20 protein-coding genes are annotated in these 21,699 nt (G+C 68.3%); 6 read left to right on the forward strand and 14 right to left on the reverse strand.

All coding sequences use genetic code 11. The annotated features are described in order from the left end of the window. Positions 1-7: 7 nt before the first annotated feature. A complete protein-coding gene (locus H7X47_RS10285) occupies positions 8-463 on the forward strand; it encodes a hypothetical protein (RefSeq protein WP_193368588.1) in 456 nt (151 codons plus the stop codon). Positions 464-468: 5 nt separating this feature from the next. Here H7X47_RS10285 and H7X47_RS10290 read toward each other — a convergent pair whose 3' ends face one another. Both H7X47_RS10290 and scpA read right to left on the reverse strand, forming a co-directional pair. Then, on the reverse strand, positions 469-2,331 hold the full coding sequence (locus H7X47_RS10290) for an ABCB family ABC transporter ATP-binding protein/permease (protein ID WP_193368589.1): 1,863 nt from the start codon (positions 2,329-2,331) through the stop codon (positions 469-471). A gap of 333 nt (positions 2,332-2,664) precedes the next feature. After that, positions 2,665-4,818, reverse strand: a complete 2,154-nt coding sequence (gene scpA / locus H7X47_RS10295) for a methylmalonyl-CoA mutase (protein ID WP_193368590.1) — start codon at positions 4,816-4,818, stop codon at positions 2,665-2,667. A gap of 332 nt (positions 4,819-5,150) precedes the next feature. Here scpA and H7X47_RS10300 point away from each other — a divergent pair, with 332 nt between their 5' ends. Together H7X47_RS10300 and H7X47_RS10305 are read left to right on the forward strand one after the other, a co-directional pair. Continuing rightward, positions 5,151-6,572, forward strand: a complete 1,422-nt coding sequence (locus H7X47_RS10300; protein WP_193368591.1) for a sensor histidine kinase — start codon at positions 5,151-5,153, stop codon at positions 6,570-6,572. 43 nt (positions 6,573-6,615) lie between these two features. Continuing rightward, positions 6,616-6,999, forward strand: a complete 384-nt coding sequence (locus H7X47_RS10305; RefSeq protein ID WP_193368592.1) for a hypothetical protein — start codon at positions 6,616-6,618, stop codon at positions 6,997-6,999. An 11-nt stretch (positions 7,000-7,010) separates the two neighbouring features. On the opposite strand, the gene H7X47_RS10310 is transcribed toward H7X47_RS10305, so the two are convergent. The 5 genes from H7X47_RS10310 to H7X47_RS10330 all read right to left on the reverse strand — a co-directional run bounded on the left by H7X47_RS10310 (position 7,011) and on the right by H7X47_RS10330 (position 13,339). Next, complete coding sequence (locus H7X47_RS10310) at positions 7,011-8,201, reverse strand: YbfB/YjiJ family MFS transporter (protein ID WP_227010368.1); 1,191 nt, start codon at positions 8,199-8,201, stop codon at positions 7,011-7,013. Positions 8,202-8,456: 255 nt separating this feature from the next. After that, a complete protein-coding gene (locus H7X47_RS10315; RefSeq protein ID WP_193368593.1) occupies positions 8,457-9,041 on the reverse strand; it encodes a histidine phosphatase family protein in 585 nt (194 codons plus the stop codon). 96 nt (positions 9,042-9,137) lie between these two features. Continuing rightward, a complete protein-coding gene (locus H7X47_RS10320) occupies positions 9,138-10,934 on the reverse strand; it encodes an adenylate/guanylate cyclase domain-containing protein (RefSeq protein WP_193368594.1) in 1,797 nt (598 codons plus the stop codon). Positions 10,935-10,979: 45 nt separating this feature from the next. After that, on the reverse strand, positions 10,980-11,876 hold the full coding sequence (locus H7X47_RS10325; RefSeq protein WP_193368595.1) for a TIGR01459 family HAD-type hydrolase: 897 nt from the start codon (positions 11,874-11,876) through the stop codon (positions 10,980-10,982). Between the two features lie 161 nt (positions 11,877-12,037). Beyond that, a complete protein-coding gene (locus tag H7X47_RS10330; protein WP_193368596.1) occupies positions 12,038-13,339 on the reverse strand; it encodes an EAL domain-containing protein in 1,302 nt (433 codons plus the stop codon). A gap of 161 nt (positions 13,340-13,500) precedes the next feature. Between H7X47_RS10330 and arsC the strand changes: the two genes are divergently transcribed. Then, on the forward strand, positions 13,501-13,848 hold the full coding sequence (gene arsC / locus H7X47_RS10335; protein WP_193368597.1) for an arsenate reductase (glutaredoxin): 348 nt from the start codon (positions 13,501-13,503) through the stop codon (positions 13,846-13,848). Between the two features lie 9 nt (positions 13,849-13,857). Here arsC and H7X47_RS10340 read toward each other — a convergent pair whose 3' ends face one another. Together H7X47_RS10340 and H7X47_RS10345 are read right to left on the reverse strand one after the other, a co-directional pair. After that, entirely contained in the window at positions 13,858-14,934 is a 1,077-nt protein-coding gene (locus H7X47_RS10340) for a quinone-dependent dihydroorotate dehydrogenase (protein ID WP_227010369.1), read from the reverse strand. A gap of 9 nt (positions 14,935-14,943) precedes the next feature. Then, positions 14,944-15,297, reverse strand: a complete 354-nt coding sequence (locus tag H7X47_RS10345; protein WP_193368599.1) for a DUF952 domain-containing protein — start codon at positions 15,295-15,297, stop codon at positions 14,944-14,946. Between the two features lie 150 nt (positions 15,298-15,447). Between H7X47_RS10345 and H7X47_RS10350 the strand changes: the two genes are divergently transcribed. Further along, on the forward strand, positions 15,448-16,080 hold the full coding sequence (locus H7X47_RS10350) for a S24 family peptidase (protein ID WP_193368600.1): 633 nt from the start codon (positions 15,448-15,450) through the stop codon (positions 16,078-16,080). 167 nt (positions 16,081-16,247) lie between these two features. Further along, positions 16,248-17,090, forward strand: a complete 843-nt coding sequence (locus tag H7X47_RS10355; protein ID WP_193368601.1) for a branched-chain amino acid aminotransferase — start codon at positions 16,248-16,250, stop codon at positions 17,088-17,090. Between the two features lie 16 nt (positions 17,091-17,106). On the opposite strand, the gene H7X47_RS10360 is transcribed toward H7X47_RS10355, so the two are convergent. The 5 genes from H7X47_RS10360 to H7X47_RS10380 form a co-directional block, all read right to left on the reverse strand. Then, entirely contained in the window at positions 17,107-17,712 is a 606-nt protein-coding gene (locus tag H7X47_RS10360) for an aspartyl/asparaginyl beta-hydroxylase domain-containing protein (protein WP_193368602.1), read from the reverse strand. A gap of 274 nt (positions 17,713-17,986) precedes the next feature. Then, the gene (locus H7X47_RS10365; protein WP_193368603.1) at positions 17,987-19,573 is read right to left on the reverse strand and encodes a lysine--tRNA ligase; all 1,587 of its coding nucleotides are present in this window, start codon (positions 19,571-19,573) and stop codon (positions 17,987-17,989) included. A 393-nt stretch (positions 19,574-19,966) separates the two neighbouring features. Then, a complete protein-coding gene (locus tag H7X47_RS10370) occupies positions 19,967-20,452 on the reverse strand; it encodes a Spy/CpxP family protein refolding chaperone (protein WP_193368604.1) in 486 nt (161 codons plus the stop codon). A 21-nt stretch (positions 20,453-20,473) separates the two neighbouring features. Beyond that, a complete protein-coding gene (locus H7X47_RS10375) occupies positions 20,474-21,001 on the reverse strand; it encodes an anti-sigma factor family protein (RefSeq protein ID WP_193368605.1) in 528 nt (175 codons plus the stop codon). A 61-nt stretch (positions 21,002-21,062) separates the two neighbouring features. Beyond that, positions 21,063-21,644 (reverse strand): RNA polymerase sigma factor, encoded by a 582-nt coding sequence (locus tag H7X47_RS10380; protein ID WP_193368606.1) that lies wholly within the window; start codon positions 21,642-21,644, stop codon positions 21,063-21,065. Positions 21,645-21,699 lie beyond the last annotated feature (55 nt).

Below are 21,699 nucleotides of genomic sequence, written 5' to 3' on the forward strand. Positions count from 1 at the left end.
AGCACGCATGACAGCTTTTTGGATCACCTTGAGCGAGGACCAGTTCGAGTCGGACGGCGAGAAGATCGCCCTGGGATCGATCAAGCTCGGGAATTTTCAGGAAGACTTCCATGCGTCCCTGTCCCATTGGGACCAGGAGAGATATCGGTCCCAATGGAAGGAGGCGCTGGAACGCCTGGTCAAGGGTGAAGACAAATCAGCCCTTGTCACATCCATGTACGATCCCGACAAAGCCAACTTCATCACCTGGTGGCCGCTGTATCGAGACGGCGACTGCGTGCTGGTTCAAAATCAGCTTCTGTTCCTGGCGGAACTGGCAAAGCCCTTTAGCGAAGCACAGCCTTACAAATCCGTGCCGCGACGGGAAACGACTACAGAAGATGGCGAGGCCATTTCCGAGTGGACCATCGACCTGTCTGATATCGAGGAATTCCTCGCCGCACACTACGGCTCAATGCGATAACGCGGCTACTCCGCCGCGCCGCCGGCAGCGGCAACGGCGGGCCTGGGCTCTTCTTCCACCGCGGCCTGCTGGCGCGCCCACATCTGGGCGTAGACGCCACCGCGCGTCAGCAGCGCCTCGTGGCGGCCGCGCTCGACGATGCGGCCGGCCTCCAGCACCAGGATCTCGTCGGCCTCCACCACGGTGGAGAGGCGGTGGGCGATGACCAGCGTCGTGCGGTCGCGCGAGACCTGCTTCAGGGACTTCTGGATCTCGCGCTCGGTCTTGGTGTCGAGGGCCGAGGTCGCCTCGTCGAACAGCAGGATCTTCGGGCCCTTGAGGATGGTCCGCGCGATGGCGACACGCTGCTTCTCACCGCCGGAAAGCTTCAGGCCGCGCTCGCCCACCATGGTGTCGTAGCCGTCGGGCAGGCCCGCCACGAAGCCGTCGATCTGCGCCAGGCGCGCGGCCTCGCGCATTTCCTCTTCGCTGGCCGAGGGGCGGCCGTAGCGGATGTTGTAGCCGACGGTGTCGTTGAACAGCACCGTGTCCTGCGGGACGATGCCGATGGCCGCGCGCAGGGAGGACTGAGTCACCTCGCGCAGATCCTGACCGTCGATCTTCACCGCGCCGTCCAGCACGTCATAGAAGCGGAAGAGAATGCGCGAAATGGTCGACTTGCCGGCGCCCGAGGGCCCGACGATGGCGACCGTGTTGCCGGCCTTCACCGTGAAGCTGACGTCCTTCAGGATCGGCCGGCGCGGGTCGTAGCCGAAGGAGACGTTTTCGAAGACCACCTCGCCCTTCTTGAGGTCGAGGTCCGATGCCGCGTCCCTGTCGCGCACCTCGGCATCGGAGTGCAGCAGCTTGAACATGGTCTCCAGGTCGATCAGCGACTGCTTGATCTCGCGGTAGACCGTGCCGAGGAAGTTCAGCGGCATGGCGAGCTGCAGCAGGTAGGCGTTGACCATGACGAAGTCGCCGACGGTCATGGTCCCGGCCACCACGCCCTGGGCGGCCAGCACCATCAGCAGGGTGATGCCGACGGCGATGATCAGCGACTGCCCGGTGTTCAGCACCGAGAGGCTGGAGCGGCTGCGCACCGCCGCGCTCTCGTAGCTGGCCAGCGCGCCGTCGAAGCGCCGCGCCTCATGGTCCTCGTTGCCGAAGTACTTCACCGTCTCGAAGTTCAGGAGGCTGTCGATGGCCTTGGTGCTGGCGTCGTTGTCCGCGTCGTTCATCTGCTTGCGGATCTCGATGCGCCACTCGGTCACCTTGAAGGTGAAGACCACGTAGCCGGCGATGGTCGCGAAGGGGATGAGGGCGAAGCGCCAGTCGAACATGACCCACAAGATGCCGCAGGCGAGGCTCACCTCGATCAATGTCGGGATCACCGAGATGGCGGTGAAGTGCAGCAGGAACTCGATGCCCTTGGTGCCGCGGTCGATGGCGCGGCTGAGGCCGCCGGTCTGGCGCTCCAGGTGGAAGCGCAGCGAGAGCGCGTGGAGGTGGCGGAAGGTGGCCAGCGCCACCCGGCGCACCGCGTTCTGGGAGACGCGGGAGAAAAGGGTATCGCGCAGTTCGCCGAAACCGAGCGCCGCGACCCGCACCGCGCCGTAGGCCAGCAGCAGGCCCAGCGGCAGCACCAGGGCGAGGCCCGCGGCGTCCGCCCCGGCCGCTCCCGGCGTCAGGGCGTCGACCGCCGCCTTCAGCACCAGGGGCACGGTGACGATGGCCAGCTTGGCGCAGACCAGCAGCACCATGGCCGCCACCACGCGGACCTTCAGGTCGCTACGCCCGGCGGGCCAGAGGTAGGGCAGCAGGTTGGCCAGGACCTTGAGCTGGCCGAGGCCGACCTGCTGGTCTTTTTCGAGGGTGGTCGCGCGCATCTAAGGAGAGATATAGGGGCCCTGCGCCCCAGGGCCAATCATTCTCTTGGGGCGGGTTCCCCCTCACCCTCCCGCTAACGCGGGCCCCTCCCTCTCCCACGAAGGCGAGAGGGCACCAAAAACAAACCCTCTCCCCTGGTGGGAGAGGGTTGTGAAGCCTTAGCAAGGCCTAGGGCCGAGCTTAGGCGAAGCTGGGTGAGGGGGCCGGCCTCGCCCTTCTCTACCACTGTCACCCTCGGGCTTGACCCGAGGGTCCATCCCTCCACAGCACCTTCCGTGCGGCACGTCCAGGGATGCTCGGGTCAAGCCCGAGCATGACGGTCTTTGTTCTGCTCACGCCGCCTTGCGGCGCTGCTTGACGATGCCCAGGATCTCGCTGGCGGCGTGGGGGATGTTGGACCCCGGGCCGTAGATCGCCGAGACGCCAGCCTTCAGCAGCATGTCGTAATCCTGGGGCGGGATGACGCCGCCGCAGACCACGATGATGTCGTCGGCGCCCTGGGTCTTCAGGGCCTCGATGAGCTGCGGCACCAGGGTCTTGTGGCCGGCGGCCTGGCTGGAGACGCCGATGATGTGGACGTCGTTCTCGACGGCCTGGCGCGCGGCCTCCTCCGGGGTCTGGAACAGCGGGCCGACGTCGACGTCGAAGCCGATATCCGCGAAGGCGGTGGCGATCACCTTGGCGCCGCGATCGTGGCCGTCCTGGCCCAGCTTCACCACCAGCATGCGCGGGCGCCGGCCCTCCTCCGCCTCGAAGGCCAGGACCTCCGACTGGATGCGGTTGAAGCCCTCGTCGCCCTCGTAGGCCGAGCCGTAGATGCCGGTGACCGAGCGGATGATCGCGCGGTGGCGGGTGTAGACCTTCTCCAGCGCGTCGGAGATCTCGCCCACCGTGGCGCGCACCCGCGTCGCCTTGACCGCCAGGTCCAGCAGGTTGCCGCTGCCGTCCTCGGCCGCCTTGGTGAGGTCGGCCAGCGCCGCGGTCACCGCCGCGTCGTCGCGCTCGGCGCGGATCTTCTCCAGGCGCTTGACCTGCTGCTCGCGCACCGAGGTGTTGTCGATGTCGAGGATCTCGACCGGGTCGTCCTGCTCGCTGCGGTACTTGTTGACGCCGACGACGACTTCCTCGCCGCGGTCGATGCGCGCCTGGCGCCGCGCCGCGGACTCTTCGATGCGCAGCTTCGGCATGCCGGACTCGACGGCCTTGGTCATGCCGCCGATCTCTTCGACCTCGTCGATCAGCTTGCGCGCCTCGTTCACCATGGAGGCGGTGAGGCTCTCCACGTAGTAGCTGCCGGCCAGCGGATCGACGACCTTGGTGATGCCCGTCTCCTCCTGCAGGATCAGCTGGGTGTTGCGGGCGATGCGCGCGGAAAAGGGCGTCGGCAGGGCGACCGCCTCGTCCAGGGCGTTGGTGTGCAGCGACTGGGTACCGCCCAGGGCCGCGGCCAGGGCCTCCACCGCCGTGCGCACCACGTTGTTGTAGGGCGACTGCTCGGTGAGCGAGACGCCCGAGGTCTGGCAATGGGTGCGCAGCATCAGCGAGCGCGGGTCCTTGGGCTGGAAGTGCTTCTGCATCAGCTCGGCCCAGAGGAAGCGCGCGGCGCGCAGCTTGGCGATTTCCATGAAGAAGTTCATGCCGATGGCGAAGAAGAACGACAGGCGCGGCGCGAAGGCGTCCACGTCCAGGCCCTTGGACTGGGCGGCGCGCACGTACTCGACGCCGTCGGCGAGCGTGAAGGCCAGCTCCTGCACGCAGGTCGCCCCGGCCTCCTGCATGTGATAGCCGGAGATCGAGATGGAGTTGAAGCGCGGCATGTGCTGCGAGGTGTAGCCGATGATGTCGGCGACGATCCGCATCGAGGGCTCGGGCGGATAGATGTAGGTGTTGCGGACCATGAACTCCTTCAGGATGTCGTTCTGGATGGTGCCGGAGAGCTTCTCCGGCCCGACACCCTGTTCCTCGGCGGCGACGATGTAGCCGGCCAGCACCGGCAGCACGGCGCCATTCATGGTCATGGAGACGGACATCTCGTCCAAGGGGATGCCGTCGAAGAGGATCTTCATGTCCTCCACGGAATCGATGGCGACGCCCGCCTTGCCGACGTCGCCGACCACGCGCGGATGATCGGAGTCATAGCCGCGGTGGGTCGCCAGGTCGAAGGCCACCGAAAGCCCCTTCTGCCCGCCGGCCAGGTTGGCGCGGTAGAAGGCGTTGGACTCCTCGGCGGTGGAGAAGCCGGCGTACTGGCGCAGCGTCCAGGGCCGGCCGGCGTACATGGTGGCGCGGGGGCCGCGGGTGAAGGGGGCGAAGCCGGGCAGGCTGTCGACCGTCTCCAGGCCTTCCAGGTCGGCGGCGGTGTAGAGCGGCTTGACCTCGATGCCCTCCGGCGTCTGCCAGGTGAGGCTCTCCGGCTCGGCGCCCTTCAGCTCCTTCGACGCCAGGGCGCGCCAGTCTTCCACGCTCTTGTCCGGCCAATCGCTCATGGTCTCTGCCCTCTGCTCCCCGGTATTCCCGGCGCCGGCGGCCCCCGGGACATTCAGGGTTTCTCCCGGCCGGCGCTCCTTATTTCGCAGGTGCAGTATAAGCGCGCGAACGATGGCGGGGAAAGCATGAAGCGGCGGAAACCCGCCGGCAGGGCCGCCGCGGTCCGGGACTGCGGCGGCGCCCACAACCCCCCGGTGATTGACTTCCGTTATGTTCTCCCGATTTAATAACCCGTTAAATCATTTAGCCTAGACAAACATTTAGACTATTTTTTAGCCGTGCGGCCGCGCCGGGGGGTGTGGATCGCGCGGGAGGCAAGCCCCGGGGGGCCATGGATCCCTTCCTCATCATCAAGGCGCTGAACGTCGCCGTGCTGGTAATCATCGGCAGCGCGCTCTTCGTGTTCTGGCGCTCGGCCGACCGCACGCCCTGGCTGCTGCACTGGAGCGCCTACGAATTCGCCCTGGCCGTGGCGGTCATCGTCGACCGCAACATGCTGCCGGCCTCCCTGGCCGTGGGCGTCGCCGTGCCGCTGCTGCTGCTCGGCATTTTCGGCTACCGCAAGCAGACCCAGCCGCCGCGCTACGCCTTCCTGCTGCTCTTCGCCGCCATCGCCCTGCCCGGCTACGGCCTGGCCGAACTGCTCGGCAAGACCGAGGGCTACATCTATCTCACCGCCTGCATAAGCATCGGCTACGTCGCCGCCGCGGCGATGTTCCTGCGCGAGGGCGGCGGTCTCAACACCCTCATCGCCGCCGCCTTCCTCGGGCGTACCGCCTCCATCCTGTTCTACCCGATGTGGGAGGCCTACGGCATGGTCTACGCCGCCTACGCCATCGGGCAGGTCTTCACCCTGACCGCCGGGGTCGGCATGCTGATGGCCAGCTTCGCCAAGGCCTACGACGCCTTGAAGAAACACGAGCAGGAGCTGATCGAGTCCTACAACAACAGCGAAGAGCTGATGATGCGCCTGGAGCGGCGCAACCAGGAATACCTGGAGGCGCGCCAGAGCGCCGAAGCGGCCAACGCCGCCAAGTCGCAGTTCCTGGCCAACATGAGCCACGAGTTGCGCACGCCCCTGAACGCCATCCTCGGTTTCTCCGAGGTGCTGGCCGTGCTGCCGAAGGAGAAGGTGGTCGAGAAGGTCGGCGACTACGCGCGCAACATCCACGAGGCCGCCAGCGGCCTGCAGGCCATCATCAACGACATCCTCAATCTCTCCCGCGTCGAGGCCGGCGCCCTGGATATCGAGGAGACGACCTGCGACCTCAGCGGGATGTTCGGCGACATCCTGCGCATCCTCAAGCCCCTGGCCGAGCAGAAGGACATCACCCTGGTCAACCGCGCGGTGACGCCCTGCCTGATGCGCTGCGACTCCCGCCTTACCAAGCAGGCGCTGATCAACGGCATCTCCAACGCCATCAAGTACACCCAGCGCGGCGGCACGGTGACCTGCAGCGCCCAACAGGAGGGCGGCTTCGCCGTCGCCAGCGTCGAGGACAACGGCATCGGCATCGACGAGGCGCGCCTGGCCCGCGTCTTCGAGCCCTTCTGGCAGGAAGGCAACTCCTTCGTGGCGGAGAACACCGGCGTCGGCCTGGGACTCACCATCGCGCGCTCCTACATGGAAGCCCAGGGCGGGCGCATCGAGATCAAGCGCGCCGGCGAGCGCGGCACCGTCTTCCGCCTCTACCTGCCGGCGGCCGAAGCAGCGCAGGAGGCCGCGCCGGCCGCCAGGGCCCTGGGCGACTGAAGCCATCGGCGAAGCCGCCGAACCACCGAAAGGCAATCTGGCAATGGACGTTTCCATTCTCCTGGCGCGACTCATCGGCCCGCTGTATCTGGCGGTGGGAGTCGGCCTGCTGCTGAACCAGGGCTATTACCGCGAGATGCTGCGCAGCCTGCCGAGCGGCGGGATCCTCTACTATCTTTCCGGCGCGATGGCCCTGGTCTTCGGCGTAGCGGTCCTGTTGTTCCACAACCTCTGGGTCGCCGACTGGCGGGTGATCCTGACCATTTTGGGCTGGCTGGGAGTGGCCAAGGGCATCCTGCTGCTGGTCTTTCCCCAGGCGGCGATACGCTTTACCGCTTGGACGGCCAGAAGCTCCCTGCTGTTCGCCAGCGCGATCTTGGCGCTGCTGCTCGGGAATTGGTTCTGCTACGTGGGCTACGCGAGCTAGGGCCCACGACGCTAGCCCCGCCGCCACTCCATGGTGAGAAAGAAGGCGAGCAGCAGCGCGGCCGAGGCGACCAGCGTCGGCAGGGTGAAGGACTGGCCGATGCCGTAGGCGATGCCGGCGAAGCTGGGCCCGATCATCTGGCCCAGCCCGAAGGCCGCGGTCATCAGCGCCATGGAGCGGCGCGGATCGCCCTTGGAAAGGCTTCGGGCGTGGACCAGGCCCAGGGCGGTGATGCCCATGATGGTGCCGCCCAGCAGCGCCGCGGCCAGCAGCACCGCCACCGCGCCCTCGCCCAGCACCGAGAAAGCGACGCCAATGCTCTCCACCAGGCAGGCGCCGGCGAAGGCCCGGCCGTTGCCGATCCGCTTCGCAACCCAGCCCCAGAGCGCCACCGAGGGGATGCCGGCCAGCCCGACGGTCAGCCAGACATAGGGCTCCAGCCACTGCAGCGCCGGGGTCAGGCGCACAAGTGTCGAGATGAAGGTCGCCGTGATCACGTAGCCGAAGCCGAAGAGGCCGTAGGCGAGGATGAGGGCGACGAGCCGCGGGTTGGGCCGCGCCCTGCCGGCGGGACGGGGTGTCGGCGGCGGTTCCCGCTCGGCCGGCACCAGGTGCAGCACGGCGAGGAGCGCCAGCAGGGCCAGGGCGCCGCTGGCGAGCCACAGCCCGCGCCAGCCGACGCCGCCGGCGGCCAGGCCCGCGACCAGCACCGCCGAGCCCGCGATGCCGACGCCCACGCCGGCGAAGTGCAGCGCCGAGAGGCCGGGACGGCCCGCCGCGGCCAGGCGGTCGAGCACCAGGGCGGAAGCGAAGACCAGCACGACGGCGCTGGCCACGCCCGAGGCAAAACGCAGGAAGAGGAAAAGCGGCACCGAGGCCTCGAGCGCCATGGCCGCGGTGGTCGCCGCGGAGATGCCCAAGGAAATCAGAAACCAGCGCCGCCGCCCGCCCGGCAGGCTGGCCTTGGCCGCGGCCAGCGCGCCCAGGAGGTAGCCGAGGAAGTTGGCCGAGGCGATGACGCCGGCCTCGGCCTGGGTGAGGCCCAGGCTTTCCACCATGAAGGGCAGGATGGGGGTGTAGACGAAGCGCCCGATGCCCATGGCCGCGGCCAGCGCCAGGCAGCCGCCCAGGGCCACCGCCGCAACGCTGCCCGCCGGAACCGCTTCTGTGGCCGGGGAAGAGGCTTCGGAATCTCCCGTCATGCCCGCAAGGCTAGCACGCGCCCGGCACCGCAGATTTGCAAATCCCGCTCGGCAGAGTCCCGCTGCCGCAGGGTATTGAGTGTCCCCCTCACCCTCCCGCTTCGCGGGCCCTCCCTCTCCCACGAGGGGAGAGGGTTACAAAGTGCCGCCCAACAAATTCCCTCTCCCCCGGCGGGAGAGGGTTGCGCAGCCTTAGCGAGATTGGAGATCGAGCTTAGGCGAAGCTGGGTGAGGGGGAGAGCGGCGGAGACACCCTTACTCCGGGGCAGTGATGGACCCGGCAACCTCCGGCCGCGCGCTGCCGTTCGGAATGAACACCAGGCCGCCGCCCGAGGGCGGCTTCTCCTGGCCCAGGGCGACGAAGGCGTGGCTGTGGGTCACCAGCACCAGCGGCCCGCTGGGTGGCTTCATCTCGGCGAAGAGGCGGCGGATGGCCGCGTTCATTTCGTCCTCGCCGCCCAGGGTCCAGTGGAAGTAGTTCAGCGCCGGCTCCTCTGTCACCGGGCCGAGCCCCAGCAGTTCCGCCGTCTGCTTGGCGCGGCAGAACTGCGAGCTCAGCACCGTCGCTTCGGTGATCCCGGCGGCGCGGAAACGTTCGGCCAGGACGGCACCCTGCGCGCGGCCCGCTTTGCCGACCTGGCGCTGGGTGCGGCAGTCCTTCAGGTCGAAGTCGTCGGCATCGGCGCCGCCGGCCTTCACATGACGCAGCAGCACCACGTAGCCGCCGTCCTTCAGTTTCGCCAGATCGAAGTCGGCCGCGGCTGCCGCCGCGGGCAGCAGCGCCGAAAGCATGGCGGCAAGCAGCAGGCGCGCCAGGCTGCGCCGTGTTCCCCGTTTCATCGAATCCCCCCAAGGTCTTTCGCAATAGGTCTTTCGCAGAGGCGCGCATCATAGCGCAGCCGCGCGGCGGGGCCAGAGATCGAAAGTTGCAGCCCGCTAGACGCGGATACGGCGGAAGGCGACCGGGGCGTCGAAGCCCTTCAGGGCCGTGGTCTCCGCGCTGCAGTCAAGTCCCGGCAGCAGGGCCGCCACCGCCGGGTCTTCCGCCACGGCCTGCGACAGCACGATGTCGCCGCCCTCGCTCTGCCCCTGCAGGCGCGCGGCCATGTTGACCGTTGTGCCGAAGTAGTCGAGACGCCCGTTCAGGGTGACGGCGATGCAGGGGCCTTCGTGCAGGCCGACCTTGATGGCCAGGGCGCGCGTTTCCGACTCGTTGAAGCTGCCGAGCTCGCGCTGGATGTCGAGCGCGGCGGCCAGGGCATCGCCGGGCGCGGCGAAGGCGGCCATGATGGCGTCGCCGATGGTCTTCACCAGCGCGCCGCTGTGCCGCCGCACGATGGCGCCCAGGAAGGCGAAGTGATCGCGCACCAGGTGGTAGGCGGCGGCGTCGCCGATGCTGCCGTAGAGGTCGGTGGAGCGCTTCAGGTCGGTGAAGAGCAGCGCCACCCGCGCCACCGCCACCTCGTCGCCGGGCCGCAGCACCTGATCGGAGAAGAGGTCGCGGAAGGCCTGCAGCGCGGTCACCCGGTCGGCGGTCAGCGCATCGCGCGCCCAGCGGCGCTCCTCGACGATGACGGTCAGGGGGCCGGCGGACTCGTTGCGCAGCAGCACCCGTCCGGCTTCGCCCGCCCCGCCGAGGCGCACGGCCGCGCCGTCCACCACCACCTCGGGCAGGGCCTCGCCCTCGGCCAGCACGACCTCCTCTTCCGGTCCCGCCTCCAGGGTGCGCAGGCGATAGCTGCCGGCGGGCAGCTCGCAGGGCTCGGCCAGGGCTGCGCCCGGCGCCAGGGTCCGCTGCAGCCAGATGTGCGGCGTCGACATGGGCCCGAAAAGACAGTGCTCACCCGTGCCCAGTTCGCGCACCGCCGGGGCCGGGGCGAAGCTCAGCTCCACATTGCGCGAGAAGTCGCGGTCATAGTCGATGTTGCAGGTCGCGCAGTGCGCCCCCTTGGGCAGCTGGTCGAGGGCCTGCACCGCGGCCTTGGCGACGCGGCAGCGCGGACAGAGCAAGTCCCAGCGCATGGTCAGGAGGCCGCTGCGCACCGCCTGCAGGCAAAGTTCGATCACTTCGCGCGGCTGGGCGCCCCAGTCGCGCGCCAGCGCCAGCGGGCGGATGTGGCCTAGATCGGCCTCCTGGGCGCTCAGCAGGTGATCGGCCAGACGCGCCGCCAGGCCGTGGCCGTGGCCGCTGGCCTCGATCTCCGCTACCTGGGCCTCGACCCGCGCCTTCAGCGCCGGGTCCGGGCGCGGCGCCTTGAAGGTGAAGGGCAGCGCCGCGGCGCCGGCGGCAAAGCGGTCGGCATCGGCGGCCAGGGCGGCGAAGGTCTTGGCGGTGCGCTCGAAAAAGCCGGCCTTGAGGACCAGGCGGCCCAGCAGATTGGCCGGCGTGGCGCTGAGGGTGTAGTCGCCACGGCAGCCGCCGCCCGGCTCGTCCGTCAGGGTGAGGCGGGCGGTGAGGTCCTTCAGCGGCCCGCCGCGGAACTCGCGGCGATGCTCGAACCAGCGGTTGGCCACCCAGTTCACCGGAATCTCTCGCCAGGCGATGGTGACGGGCCCGCGCTGCAGGCTGCCCTCGTAGCGTACCGAGCCGTCGTCCTGCAGGGTCTCGGTCACCTCGTAGCGCGGCAGGCCGGCGGCCTCGTTGAAGCGCACGGTGTCGGCCAGCAGCGGCCAGATGGCCTGCGGCGGATTCTCAAAACGCCAGTGGAAACTGCGGCTTTGCGGTTCAGCCATGACTTCCGTTCCGGCCGACCGCGAGGAGTTAGCCCAGGCTGGTCACTACCAGCGCATGAAGGGCAGGACCGCGGTGGGCTTCCATTCGGCCGCCGCGATGAAGGCGGCATAAGCCTCGGGGTCGATCAATCCCTCACTATCTACGCCCAATTCCTCGCCGTGGATCCCTCCGGCGATGAAAATACTGGAAATACCCGAGGCCTGGGCCCCGGCCACGTCGGTGCGCAGGGAATCGCCGATGGCGGCGATGCGCGACGGGTCGATGCCCTCCAGCAGGGCGAAGCAGCTGCGGTAGACCTCGGGATGCGGCTTGCCGTGCCAGCGCACCTTGCCGCCCTTCTGCTCGTAGTCCAGGGCGAGGGCCCCGGCGCAGATCTCCATGTCGTCGCCGCGCATGACGATGAGGTCCGGGTTGGCGCAGATCATCGGCAGATCGCGGCGCAGGCCCTCGTCCAGGAAGGTGCGGTAGGTCTCCACCACGTCGTGGTCGTTGAGGATGCCGGTATTGAGGATGAACTCGGCCTCCGAGAGGACCTCGACGAACTCAATGCCCTCCAGCCCCTCGCGCATGCCGTGGTCGCGTTCCGGGCCCAGGTGGTAGCAGCGGGTGCCGAGCGCCTGGTACCAGGCATCGGGGCGGGTCTTCAGGTGCTGCCAGGCGTCCTCGCCGGAGCTCAGCAGGTGGTCGGGCAGATCCTCGGGGATGCCCATCTCGGCGTTGCGCCCGGCGATGACCGCCGCGCGGCGCGGCGCGTTGGAGAGGACCACCGACTTCTTGCCGGCCTGGCGCAGTTGCCTGAGCGCCTCCACCGCCGCCGGATAGGCATTCAGCCCGTCGTGCATGACCCCCCAGAGGTCGATGATGAAGGCGTCGTAGCGCTCGGCCAGGGCCGAGAGGCCGGGGTAGATGGGCACCTCGGTCGTGAGGGTCTCGGATTTCATGGGCTTTCGGGCGCCTTGGTCCGTTTCTGGGGCCGTTTGATGGCGAAGGATCGCTCTTGCGCGCCACTTCTGCCACAGCCCGCCCCCTCATGCAAAGGGGGGGATGCAAAGGGGCATTTGCGGAGGGAGAGGACCGCCGGTATCCGGCAGGCTGGGGTTCCCTAGGCCGCCGGCTTGGCCAGGCGGGGTTCGCCGAAGAGGTAGCCCTGGGCGCAGTCGACGCCCAGGTCCATGACCTCGACCAGGGCGTCCTCGTCCTCCACCTTCTCCACCACCAGGCGCACGCCGTGCTCCTTCAGGTCGTTGACCAGGGCTTCGCCGGCGGCGGCGTCGGCCAGCAGCAGCTCGGCGTGGACCTTGACGAAGTGGAAGTTGCGCCGCGCCAGGATCTCGCCGTCGACGTTCAGGTGATGCATGCCGTCCAGGGAGAAGCGGCAGCCCAGCTCGGCCAGGCGGCGCAGGTAGACCGCGGCGCCGGAGTCCCAGGCCTCGTAATCGGACTGCGAGAACTCGAAGATCAGGTGCTTGGCCAGGTCGCCGTTGCTCTCCAGGAAGTCCACGAAGTCGGCGAAGAAGGCGTCGTCGCCCAGGGTGTGGCTGGAGATGTTGCAGAAGAAGTCGAGCTTCTCGCTGCGATACTGGATCTTGCGGACCAGCTGGATGCAGCGGATCAGCAGCATGTTGTCGATGGCCGCGACGATGCCCTCGCGCTCGGCCAGGCCGATGTACTGCTCCGGCAGGATCATGTAGCCGTCCGTGGTGCGCAGGCGCGAGAAGCACTCGTAGTAGCGCCGCTTGCGCTGGGGCAGCAGCACGATGGGCTGCAGCACCAGGTCGATGCGGTCGTCGCGCAGGGCCTGGCGGGCCACCTCCAGCACCGCCGCTTCGTCCAGCCCCTCGGCCACCGGCGGCAGCACCCCCGGCCTCTGGTTGGCGTTGGCCGGCATGACGGCGATCTTGCCGCCCTCATCGTCGCGGAGCGGCAGGCCGCGCGGCGGCGCCTCGGCCGAGCGGCGCGCCGGCTCGGCCATGGCCGGGGCGGCGGCCTTCGGTGTCCCGAGGCCGGCCGGGGACGGCGCCTTGGAGGACTTGGCGAGGCGTGTGATCAGCGATTGCAGCACCTTCACCTCGGAAATGACTTCGTCGACACTCTTGCCCGAGCGGCTGAGGCTGCCGGCGGACTCCAGCGCCTCGCGCAGGATGGCCAGCTCGCGGCGCGTCCAGCTCAGCTCCTCCAATGCCTCGCTCTGGGCGTGGCGCAGGCCGATCAGCTTTTCGACCAGGAAGGATTCGCGGCCCAGGCGGGCAAATACCTCGTGCAGCAGCCCGCCGCCGATCAGCGCCGCCAGGCCCAGGCCGATGGCGGCCTCGGGGCCGCTGAGCGGCAGCCACAAGGGCGCGAAGAGGGTCAGCGCCACTGCGCCGCCCGCGTAGCAGAGGAAGATCGCGAGGTGTTTAAGCATCCGCCTGCCGGGAAAGAAAAATGCTGTGCCGGACCATGTCGGGCACTTTCGCCCAATAGGCTTGAAAGATAGTTAACGGAACCTTGCGGCACCCTTGACGAATCCCGCAAAGCAGCGCATCCCTCGGGGTAACGAGGCGCCATTTCAGGAGGACGCAGGCGATGGCCGTGACCATCTATCACAACCCCCGCTGCAGCAAATCACGCCAGACCCTGGCGCTGCTGCAGGAACAGGGCGAAGACCCCAAGATCGTCGAGTACCTGAAGGACACACCGGACGCGGCGACCCTGGAGGACTTCCTGAAGAAGCTGGACATGGAGCCGCGCGAGCTGATGCGCCGCAAGGAGGCCCCCTACAAGGAGCTGGGCCTGGACGACCCGGGCCTCAGCCGCGAGGCGCTGATCGCCGCCATGGTCGAGCACCCGGTGCTCATCGAGCGCCCCATCGTGGTCAAGGGCAAGAAGGTCGCCCTCGGCCGCCCGCCGGAAAACGTGCTGGAGATTCTGTAGCCGGGTCCGCTAACCCGAATAGCGGTGGTCGGCGCCGACGGCGGCGGCGACCGAGTCGAAGCCGTCCTCGCGCAGCAGCCGCGCCAATTCCGTCTTGATGCGCGTGACCAGTGCCGGGCCGCTGTAGATCAGCGCGGTGTAGAGCTGCACCAGCGAGGCACCGGCGCGGATCTTGCGGTAGGCCTCCGCCCCCGACGACACGCCGCCGACGCCGATCAGCGGCAGCTTGCCCCCGGTCAGGCGGTAGAGGTCGCGCAGGACCGCCGTCGAGGGCTCGAAGAGCGGCCGTCCGGAAAGCCCGCCGGCCTCCCCCTTCGCCGCGCCCTTCAGGGTCTCGGGCCGGGCGATGGTGGTGTTGGTCGCGATGATGCCGGAGACCCCGAGCTCCAGGCAGACCGCGGCGATGTCCGCCTTGTCCTCCTCGGTCAGGTCGGGGGCGATCTTCAGCAGCAGCGGCGGCGCCGGGTCCGCCAGGGCGTCCAGCACCCGGCCCAGCAGGGTCTCCAGCTCGCCGCGGCCCTGCAGGGCGCGCAGGCCCGGCGTGTTGGGCGAGGAGACGTTGACCACCAGGTAGTCGGCCAGCGGACCCAGCGCCGCGGCGCCCAGCACGTAGTCGCCGGCCGCGTCCGCCGTGTCCTTGTTCTTGCCCAGGTTCACGCCGACAATGCCATTCTTGCCTGGGCCGCCCCGCCCGCCGCTGCGGAATGCCTCCAGGCGCGCCCGCGCCGCCTCCAGGCCGCCGTTGTTGAAGCCCAGGCGGTTGATCACCGCCGCGTCCTCGGGCAGGCGGAAGATGCGCGGCTTGGGATTGCCAGGCTGCGGGCGCGGCGTGATCGAGCCCACCTCGACGAAGCCGAGGCCGAGTCCCAGCATGGCGCCCATGACCCGGGCGTCCTTGTCGAAACCGGCGGAGAGTCCCAGGGGATTGGGAAAGCGCCGCCCCCAGACCTCTGACGCCAGCACCGGATCGTCCGGCGCCGTCCGGCGCGATGCCAGGCCGTGCTCCAGCGCCCAGAGGGTGAGGTTGTGCGCGGTCTCCGGGTCCAGCCGCCGCAGCGCCGGGCCGATCAGGGAAAAACTGTCCAAAGGCCTCACTCAGTCCTGAAATTGCGGCGGGAAGACATGGGCGCCGTCGGCGCCCAGGGGCAACTCGTCGACCCGTCGCACCGCCGTCGCCGGCAGCGCGCCGTAGAGGTGGGGGAAGAGGGCGCCGCCCCGCGAGGGCTCCCACTTCAGCGCTTCGCCCAACGCCGCGGCCTCGACCGTGAGCAGCACCAGGCCATCCTGGCCGGCGCGATGCTTGGCCGCCGAGGCACGGACCTGGCCGGCGCCGGAGAAGTGGATGAAGCCGTCGGCACGGTCCTGGGAGGAGCCGGCGTAGCTGCCGGAATCCTCGGCGGCGGCCCACTCATCTTTGCGGCAAATGTGGTAGATCAGTTCCCGATTCATGTGCGCCAAAGTAATCGAGAGTAAACAGCCCGAACAAGAGGAGACGGACAACAGCAGACAAAACATTGCATATCATTGTTTTGCCTTGGGTTGAGGGCCTGTGACTATGTTCTTGCTGCATTGGGGGTCAACATATAAGACAATGTTCCCATGCTAGAGCACGAGGCCGTATGGCGGGCGATCGACCGCCTCGCCGCGAGATACAATCTCTCCCCCTCCGGGCTTGCCCGGCAGGCCGGTCTTGACCCCACGACATTCAACAAGAGCAAGCGCATCACCAAGGAAGGCAAGCAGCGCTGGCCCAGCACGGAGTCGCTGGCCAAGGTGCTGAACGCCACCGGCGCCTCGCTCAGCGAGTTCATCAGCCTGATCGAGGATCAGGAGCACCCGACCAGCTTCCGCCGCCTGCCGAAGCTGCGCTTCGCCCTGGCGGCCCAGCCGGGCTACTTCGACGGCGAAGGCCGGCCGGTGCGCAGCCACTGGGAGGAAGCGCCCTTCCCCGGCGTGCCGGACCCCCATGCCTTCGCCCTGGAGATTTCCGGCGACGGCCTGCTTCCGGTCTACCGCAGCGGCGACCTGGTGGTCGTCTCGCCCGGCGCCGAGGTGCGCCCCGGCGACCGCGTGCTGCTGCGCAGCCAGCAGGGCGAGTTGCTGATGGCCGAGCTGCTGGAGAACAGCGGCGGGGTGCTGCGCCTCAAGTCCTTCAGCCGCGAGCACGTGGTGCGCGAGCTGCCAATGACCCAGGTGCAGTGGGTGTCGCGGATTTCCTGGTCCGGGCACTGAATAGCCGCGGCGCGGACCGCTGCCCGTCGGCGCCGCCTGCCGATTGTCACCGCTACAATTCCAACGCATAGCTGCCCGGCGCGACACCGGGCGGGCAACGCTTTCCCTGATCCGGGCAAGCCGCTAGGCTCTTTCCGGCGCCGCAACACCAGCTGAGAGAGACCGTCATGACAGCTCCGAAGGCCGTGCATTTCCTGGAGGGTGAGTGGGTTGAAGGCAACCCGCCGATCATGGGCCCCATGACCCATGCCGCCTGGATGGCCTCGGTGGTCTTCGACGGGGCGCGCGCCTTCGAGGGCATCACGCCGGACCTGGACAAGCACTGCGAGCGCCTCGTCAACTCCGCCGGGACCTTCGGTCTCAAAGCGGTGCATTCCGCCGGCGAGATGCTGGAGATCGCCCAGGACGGCCTCAAGCACTTCGACAAGGACGCGGCGCTCTACCTGCGCCCCATGCTCTTCGCGGAGAGCGGCTTCGTCGCCCCCGACCCGGAATCGACGCGCTTCTGCTTCACCCTTTACGAGGCGCCGCTGCCCTCCGCCGACGGCTTTTCCGTCTGCCTGTCCAGCTACCGCCGCCCGGCCCCCAACATGGCGCCGACCGACGCCAAGGCCTCCTGCCTCTATCCCAACTCGGCGCGCGCGCTCACCGAGGCCGGCCAACGCGGTTTCGACAACGCGGTGGTGCTGGACGCCATCGGCAACGTCGCCGAACTGGCCACCGCCAACATCTGGATCGCCAAGGACGGCGCCGCCATCACCCCGGCGCCCAACGGCACCTTCCTGAATGGCGTCACCCGCCAGAGGGTCATGGCGCTGCTGCGCGAACGCGGCATCAAGGTTTACGAGACGCGCGTTACCTGGCAGGACGTGCTGGAAGCCGACGAGGTCTTCTCCACCGGCAACTACGGCAAGGTCGTGCCGATCACACGTGTCGAGGACCGCAACCTGCAGCCCGGCCCGGTCTACACCACCGCCCGCGAAGCCTACTGGGACTGGGCGCACGGCTGACGGCGCCGCGCCGACATCAGGCGCCGACGCGCACCGTATAGCGGCCCAGCTTCACGTTGGCGCCGAAGACCTCCTGGGCACGCTCACGCGGCAGCAGGTCGAAGATCATGTGGATGCGGTCCTGGCCACCGTCGTTGAAGGCCTCGTGCATCTGCTTGTTGTCGAACCACCAGAGCTCGCCTTCGCGCATCCGCACGTCTTCGTCGCCCGCCTTCAGCCAGGAGCCGGCGGCCGAGCGCAGCACCAGGTGATAGCGGTCGCGCACGGCGTAGTATGCGCCGCGGTCGATGTGCGGATAGACGCGCCGGCCCGCCGGCAGGCAGACGATCTTGGCGCGGCTGAGCAGGGCGTCCTGCTCGAGGGCGAAGTCCTTCAGGAAGCGGCGCGCCAGGGGATAGAGCTTCGAGCCCGTGGTCCAGCGGCTCTCGTGCACGTCGCGACGCTTGCGCCCGCCAATGGCCGACTTGCGCAGGCCGCGCAGGGGAATCGACAGCGCCTCGCGCTGCACCGCGATCTTGGCCTGGCGCCCGGTGGAGACATCCCAGGCGCCGTCGATGGACGCGATTTCGTCCAGAAGCGGCTGCGGATCGATGCCCGTCTTGATGCGGCGGAAGTACTGCATGGCGGTTCCCTCTCGAGGGGCTGCGAATAAGACAGCAATATGCCTGCCGCAAAAACCTGACGGATTGATTAAGATCACTACGGGAGACAATAAAGGCAAGTCGTCGCTCTTGCCGTATCCCAAGACGGTCATCCCGGCACTTGTTGCCGGGATTCAATGCCTTGCCGCTGCAATGATGCAGGCCTGCGAGGCCGTCGGCGGCTGCCGGTGGCAATGGGCCCCGGGAACAAGTCCCGGGGCGACAGCGGTGTGTGTCTGCTGCTTGTGGGGAAACCTACGACGAGGCCTGCAGGCTTTCGCCGGCCAGCACCGAGTCGATCAGCGCCAGGCTTTCCTCCAGGCCGTAGAGCGCCATGAAGGAACCCATGCGCGGGCCCTGGTCCTGGCCCAGCAGGGTCTCGTAGAGCGCCTTGAACCAGTCACGCAGGTTCTCGAAGCCGTGCTCCTTGCCGACCGCGTAGACCTCGTTCTGGATGGTCTCGCCGTCGGCGTCCTTCGGCAGTTTCCGCAGACGCCCGGCGAGATCCTCCAGCGCCGCGCGTTCCTTGTCGTCCGGCGCGCGGTAGGACTTCTTCGGCTTCACGAAGTCGGCGTAGTAGCGCAGGGCGAAGCCGACGAGACGGTCGAGGAAGGGATCGCTCTCCGGCGAGGCTTCCGGCGCATAGCGCGAGATGAAACCCCAGAGCACCGCCGGGTCCTCCGTATTGCACACGGACGCCAGGTTCAGCAGCATCGCGAAGGAAAGCTTGGTGCCCGGCACCGGCGGCTGGCCGTTGTGGATGTGCCACACCGGGTTTTCCAGGCGCTTCTCGTCCTGGCCGTTGTAGGCCGCGAGGTGCGAGAGATAGTCGTCCACCGCGCGCGGGATAACATCGAAGTAGAGCCGCTTGGCCGCCCGGGGCTTCTGGAACATGAAGAGCGAGAGGCTCTCGGTGGGCCCGTAGGTCAGCCACTCCTCGGCGCTGAGGCCGTTGCCCTTGGACTTGGAGATCTTCTTGGCCTCCTCGTCCAGGAAGAGCTCGTAGTTGAAGCCCTCCGGCGGGCGGCCGCCGAGGATCTTGCAGATCTGCGAGCCCAGCTTCACCGAGTCGATGAGATCCTTGCCCGACATCTCGTAGTCGACGCCCAGCGCGTACCAGCGCATGGCCCAGTCGGCCTTCCACTGCAGCTTGCACTGGCCGCCGGTCACCGGCACCTCGGCCTTGGCGCCGTCCTCGTCCTGATAGACGATGGTGCCCGCCTCGGGGTTCACCTCCAGCACCGGCACCTGCAGCACGCGCCCCGTCTTGGGGCAGAGCGGCAGGAAGGGGCTGTAGGTCTCGCGGCGCTCCGGACCCAGGGTCGGCAGCACCACGTTCTTCACCTTGTCGTAGTTGCGCAGCACCTGCAGCAGCGCCTCGTCGAAGCGGCCGGAGGTGTACCAGTCGGTCGCCGACTGGAACTCGTACTCGAAGCCGAAGGTGTCGAGGAAACCGCGCAGGCGCGCGTTGTTGTGGTGCCCGAAGCTCTCGTGGGTTTCGAAGGGATCGGGGATCTGCGTCAGCGGCTTGCCGAGATGCTCGGCCACCATCTCCTTGTTGGGGATGTTGTCCGGCACCTTGCGCAGGCCGTCCATGTCGTCGGAGAAGCAGAAGAGGCGCGTCGGCACGTCGGAGAGACGCTGGAAGGCCTGGCGCACCATGGTCGTGCGCGCCACCTCGCCAAAGGTGCCGATGTGCGGCAGCCCCGAGGGACCGTAACCCGTTTCGAAGAGGACGTAGCCTTTCTCCGGCGTTTTCCCGCCGATGCGCTTTACGACTCTTTTTGCCTCTTCGAAGGGCCAGGCGCGTGCGTCCTCGGCCAGGTCTCTCTCGCTTGTCATGGTTCCGCTCGTCCGACGGGATGGATAGCTCGGGTGCGGCCTCCTGCCGCCCCGTCAAGTGGGGCGGACACTAGAGCATTGTCCGGCTAGTTTGAAGCAATTCTGTTTTCGAGCGGAGAGGTGACCGGCAGGAGAAAGGCGCAGCGCGATGCGGGGCATCGGGCAAGCCTTACGACGCCCCGGACGCCCGCCGCTCGAAAACCCTTCGGGCCGGGCAACTTTGCGCCAACATCGGCGGGCTTCGGCTTGGCCATGGCACCACTATGGCCGGCGCCAAACCCCTTGATTTTGGCGCAAAACTGCTCCGGCAGAATGGTTCAAACTAGCCGGACAATGCTCTCGGCCCAGCGCGGCTGAGCGTCAATCTTGCCGAATCGGCGGGCGCGGCGGGGATCAGTCGCGGTCGCGGGGCGGGCGCGGGGGGAAGAGCAGGCGGCGCAGGAAGTCACGATCTTCGCCGGCACGCGCCAGGAAGGCGGCCTTCTGCTCCGGCGCGAGGCCGGCGAGGAAGCCGTGCAGGTCCTCGGTCATGTCCAGGATCCTGTCGCCGAAGCCTTCGCGGCGTTGCTCCAGCGCCTGGGCCAGGGCGACGCGGTCGAAGGCCGGCTTCTCCAGGGCGTTGATGATGATCGTGCGGAAGCTTTCCCGGTTCTCGCGGCCTTCCTGGCGGCGCTCGGCAATCCGTTCGCGCAGGGCTTCCAGGGCGGCGACCTGGTTGGCATCGAGGGAGAATTCCTCGGCGGCCATGGCCACCGGATCGCCCCCGCGCGGCGGATGGTCCTGGTCGCGCACGTGGGGATAGAAGACCACGCCGGCCAGGAAGAAGAGGTTCAGCGCCACGGAGGCCGCCAGCAGAAACCAGGGGAGTTTGCTACGCATCTCGGGTCAGCTTTCCAAAAACTAGATCAGGTCGTCCAGCAGCAGGTCGGCCGACAAATCCCCGTCGGTGACCTCGGCGGACTGCGTGGGTTCCATCTGTTCCCCCTGATAACGGCCCAACTCGAAGGCGCCGGCGCAGGCCAGCACCAGGGCCACCGCCGCGAAGGCCGGCACCGCCGGGCGCAGCCAGCCGACGAGGAGGTGCCCGAACCGGGCGCCTCCCTTCTCCGGCGTCGCCTGCGGCGCCTTCCTTCGCGGCCGCAGAGCCTGGGCCTTCTCGACGACGCCGATCGGCGCCGCCTCGGGGCCGGCGGCCAGCGTTTCGCGCAGGACCAGCAGTTCGTCCAGCAGGGCCGGGTCGCCGGCCAGCCGCGCCTCCAGGCGCGCCGCCTCGTCCTCGGCCAGGCTGCCGTCCAGGTAGGCGGCCAGCCACAGCGCCTCGGGCTCCTCGGCCTCCATCCCCTGGGCCGCCCCTGGGGGCGCCCCGGCCTCGCGGGCCCGGCGCCAGAGGGCCGCGCCCTCTTTCGTCTTGGTCTTATCTTCCCTCATGTCTCACTACCTCTTGCCCCTTAAGCCGTATTACGCGGCAACGCCGCGAAATATCCCCGGTTTAACTTTCTTCCCCCAATTCAGCCTGAAAATGCCCGCGCAGCTTCACCAGCGCCTTGTGGTGCATGGAGCGCACGGTCTGCGGGTCAATGCCGATCACCTCGGCCGCCTCGCCCGGCGTCATGTCGCGCCGGTAGAGCAGTTCCAGCACCAGAGCCTGGCGCGGCGACAGCAGGCCGTCGGGAATCTTCACCTTCTCCGGGATCACCGGATCGACCGCCAGCACCGACTCCGGCTGGGTCTCGATGTCCTCGGTGCGCCGGCGCAGGCGCCGCAGGTGATCGATCGCCGCCGAGTTGGCCACCACCGTCAGCCAGGTGGTGATCTTTGCCCGTGAGGCGTCGTAGCTGCGCAGCAGCCGGAAATCGTTCTGGCACAGCTTCACGAAGACATCCTGCACCACGTCCTCCGCGTCCGAGGTGCGCCCGGCCGGCACCAGCCGGCGGCGCACGGCGGCGAAGATCACCGCCGCATAACGCGCCACGAAGCGATCCCAGGCCGCCTTGTTCCCGTCCAGCAGGGCGCCCAGATCGGCATCGCCTCCGCTCACGGTCTCGCCTTCCACCGCAACGGCAAAACTCATCCCACTCCTTCGATCGGACCTCTGCCGGCACCGGGATCTCTACCCCGTCGGCCCG

It is taken from the genome of Pelagibius marinus (genome assembly GCF_014925385.1).
Classification (GTDB): domain Bacteria; phylum Pseudomonadota; class Alphaproteobacteria; order Kiloniellales; family Kiloniellaceae; genus Pelagibius; species Pelagibius marinus.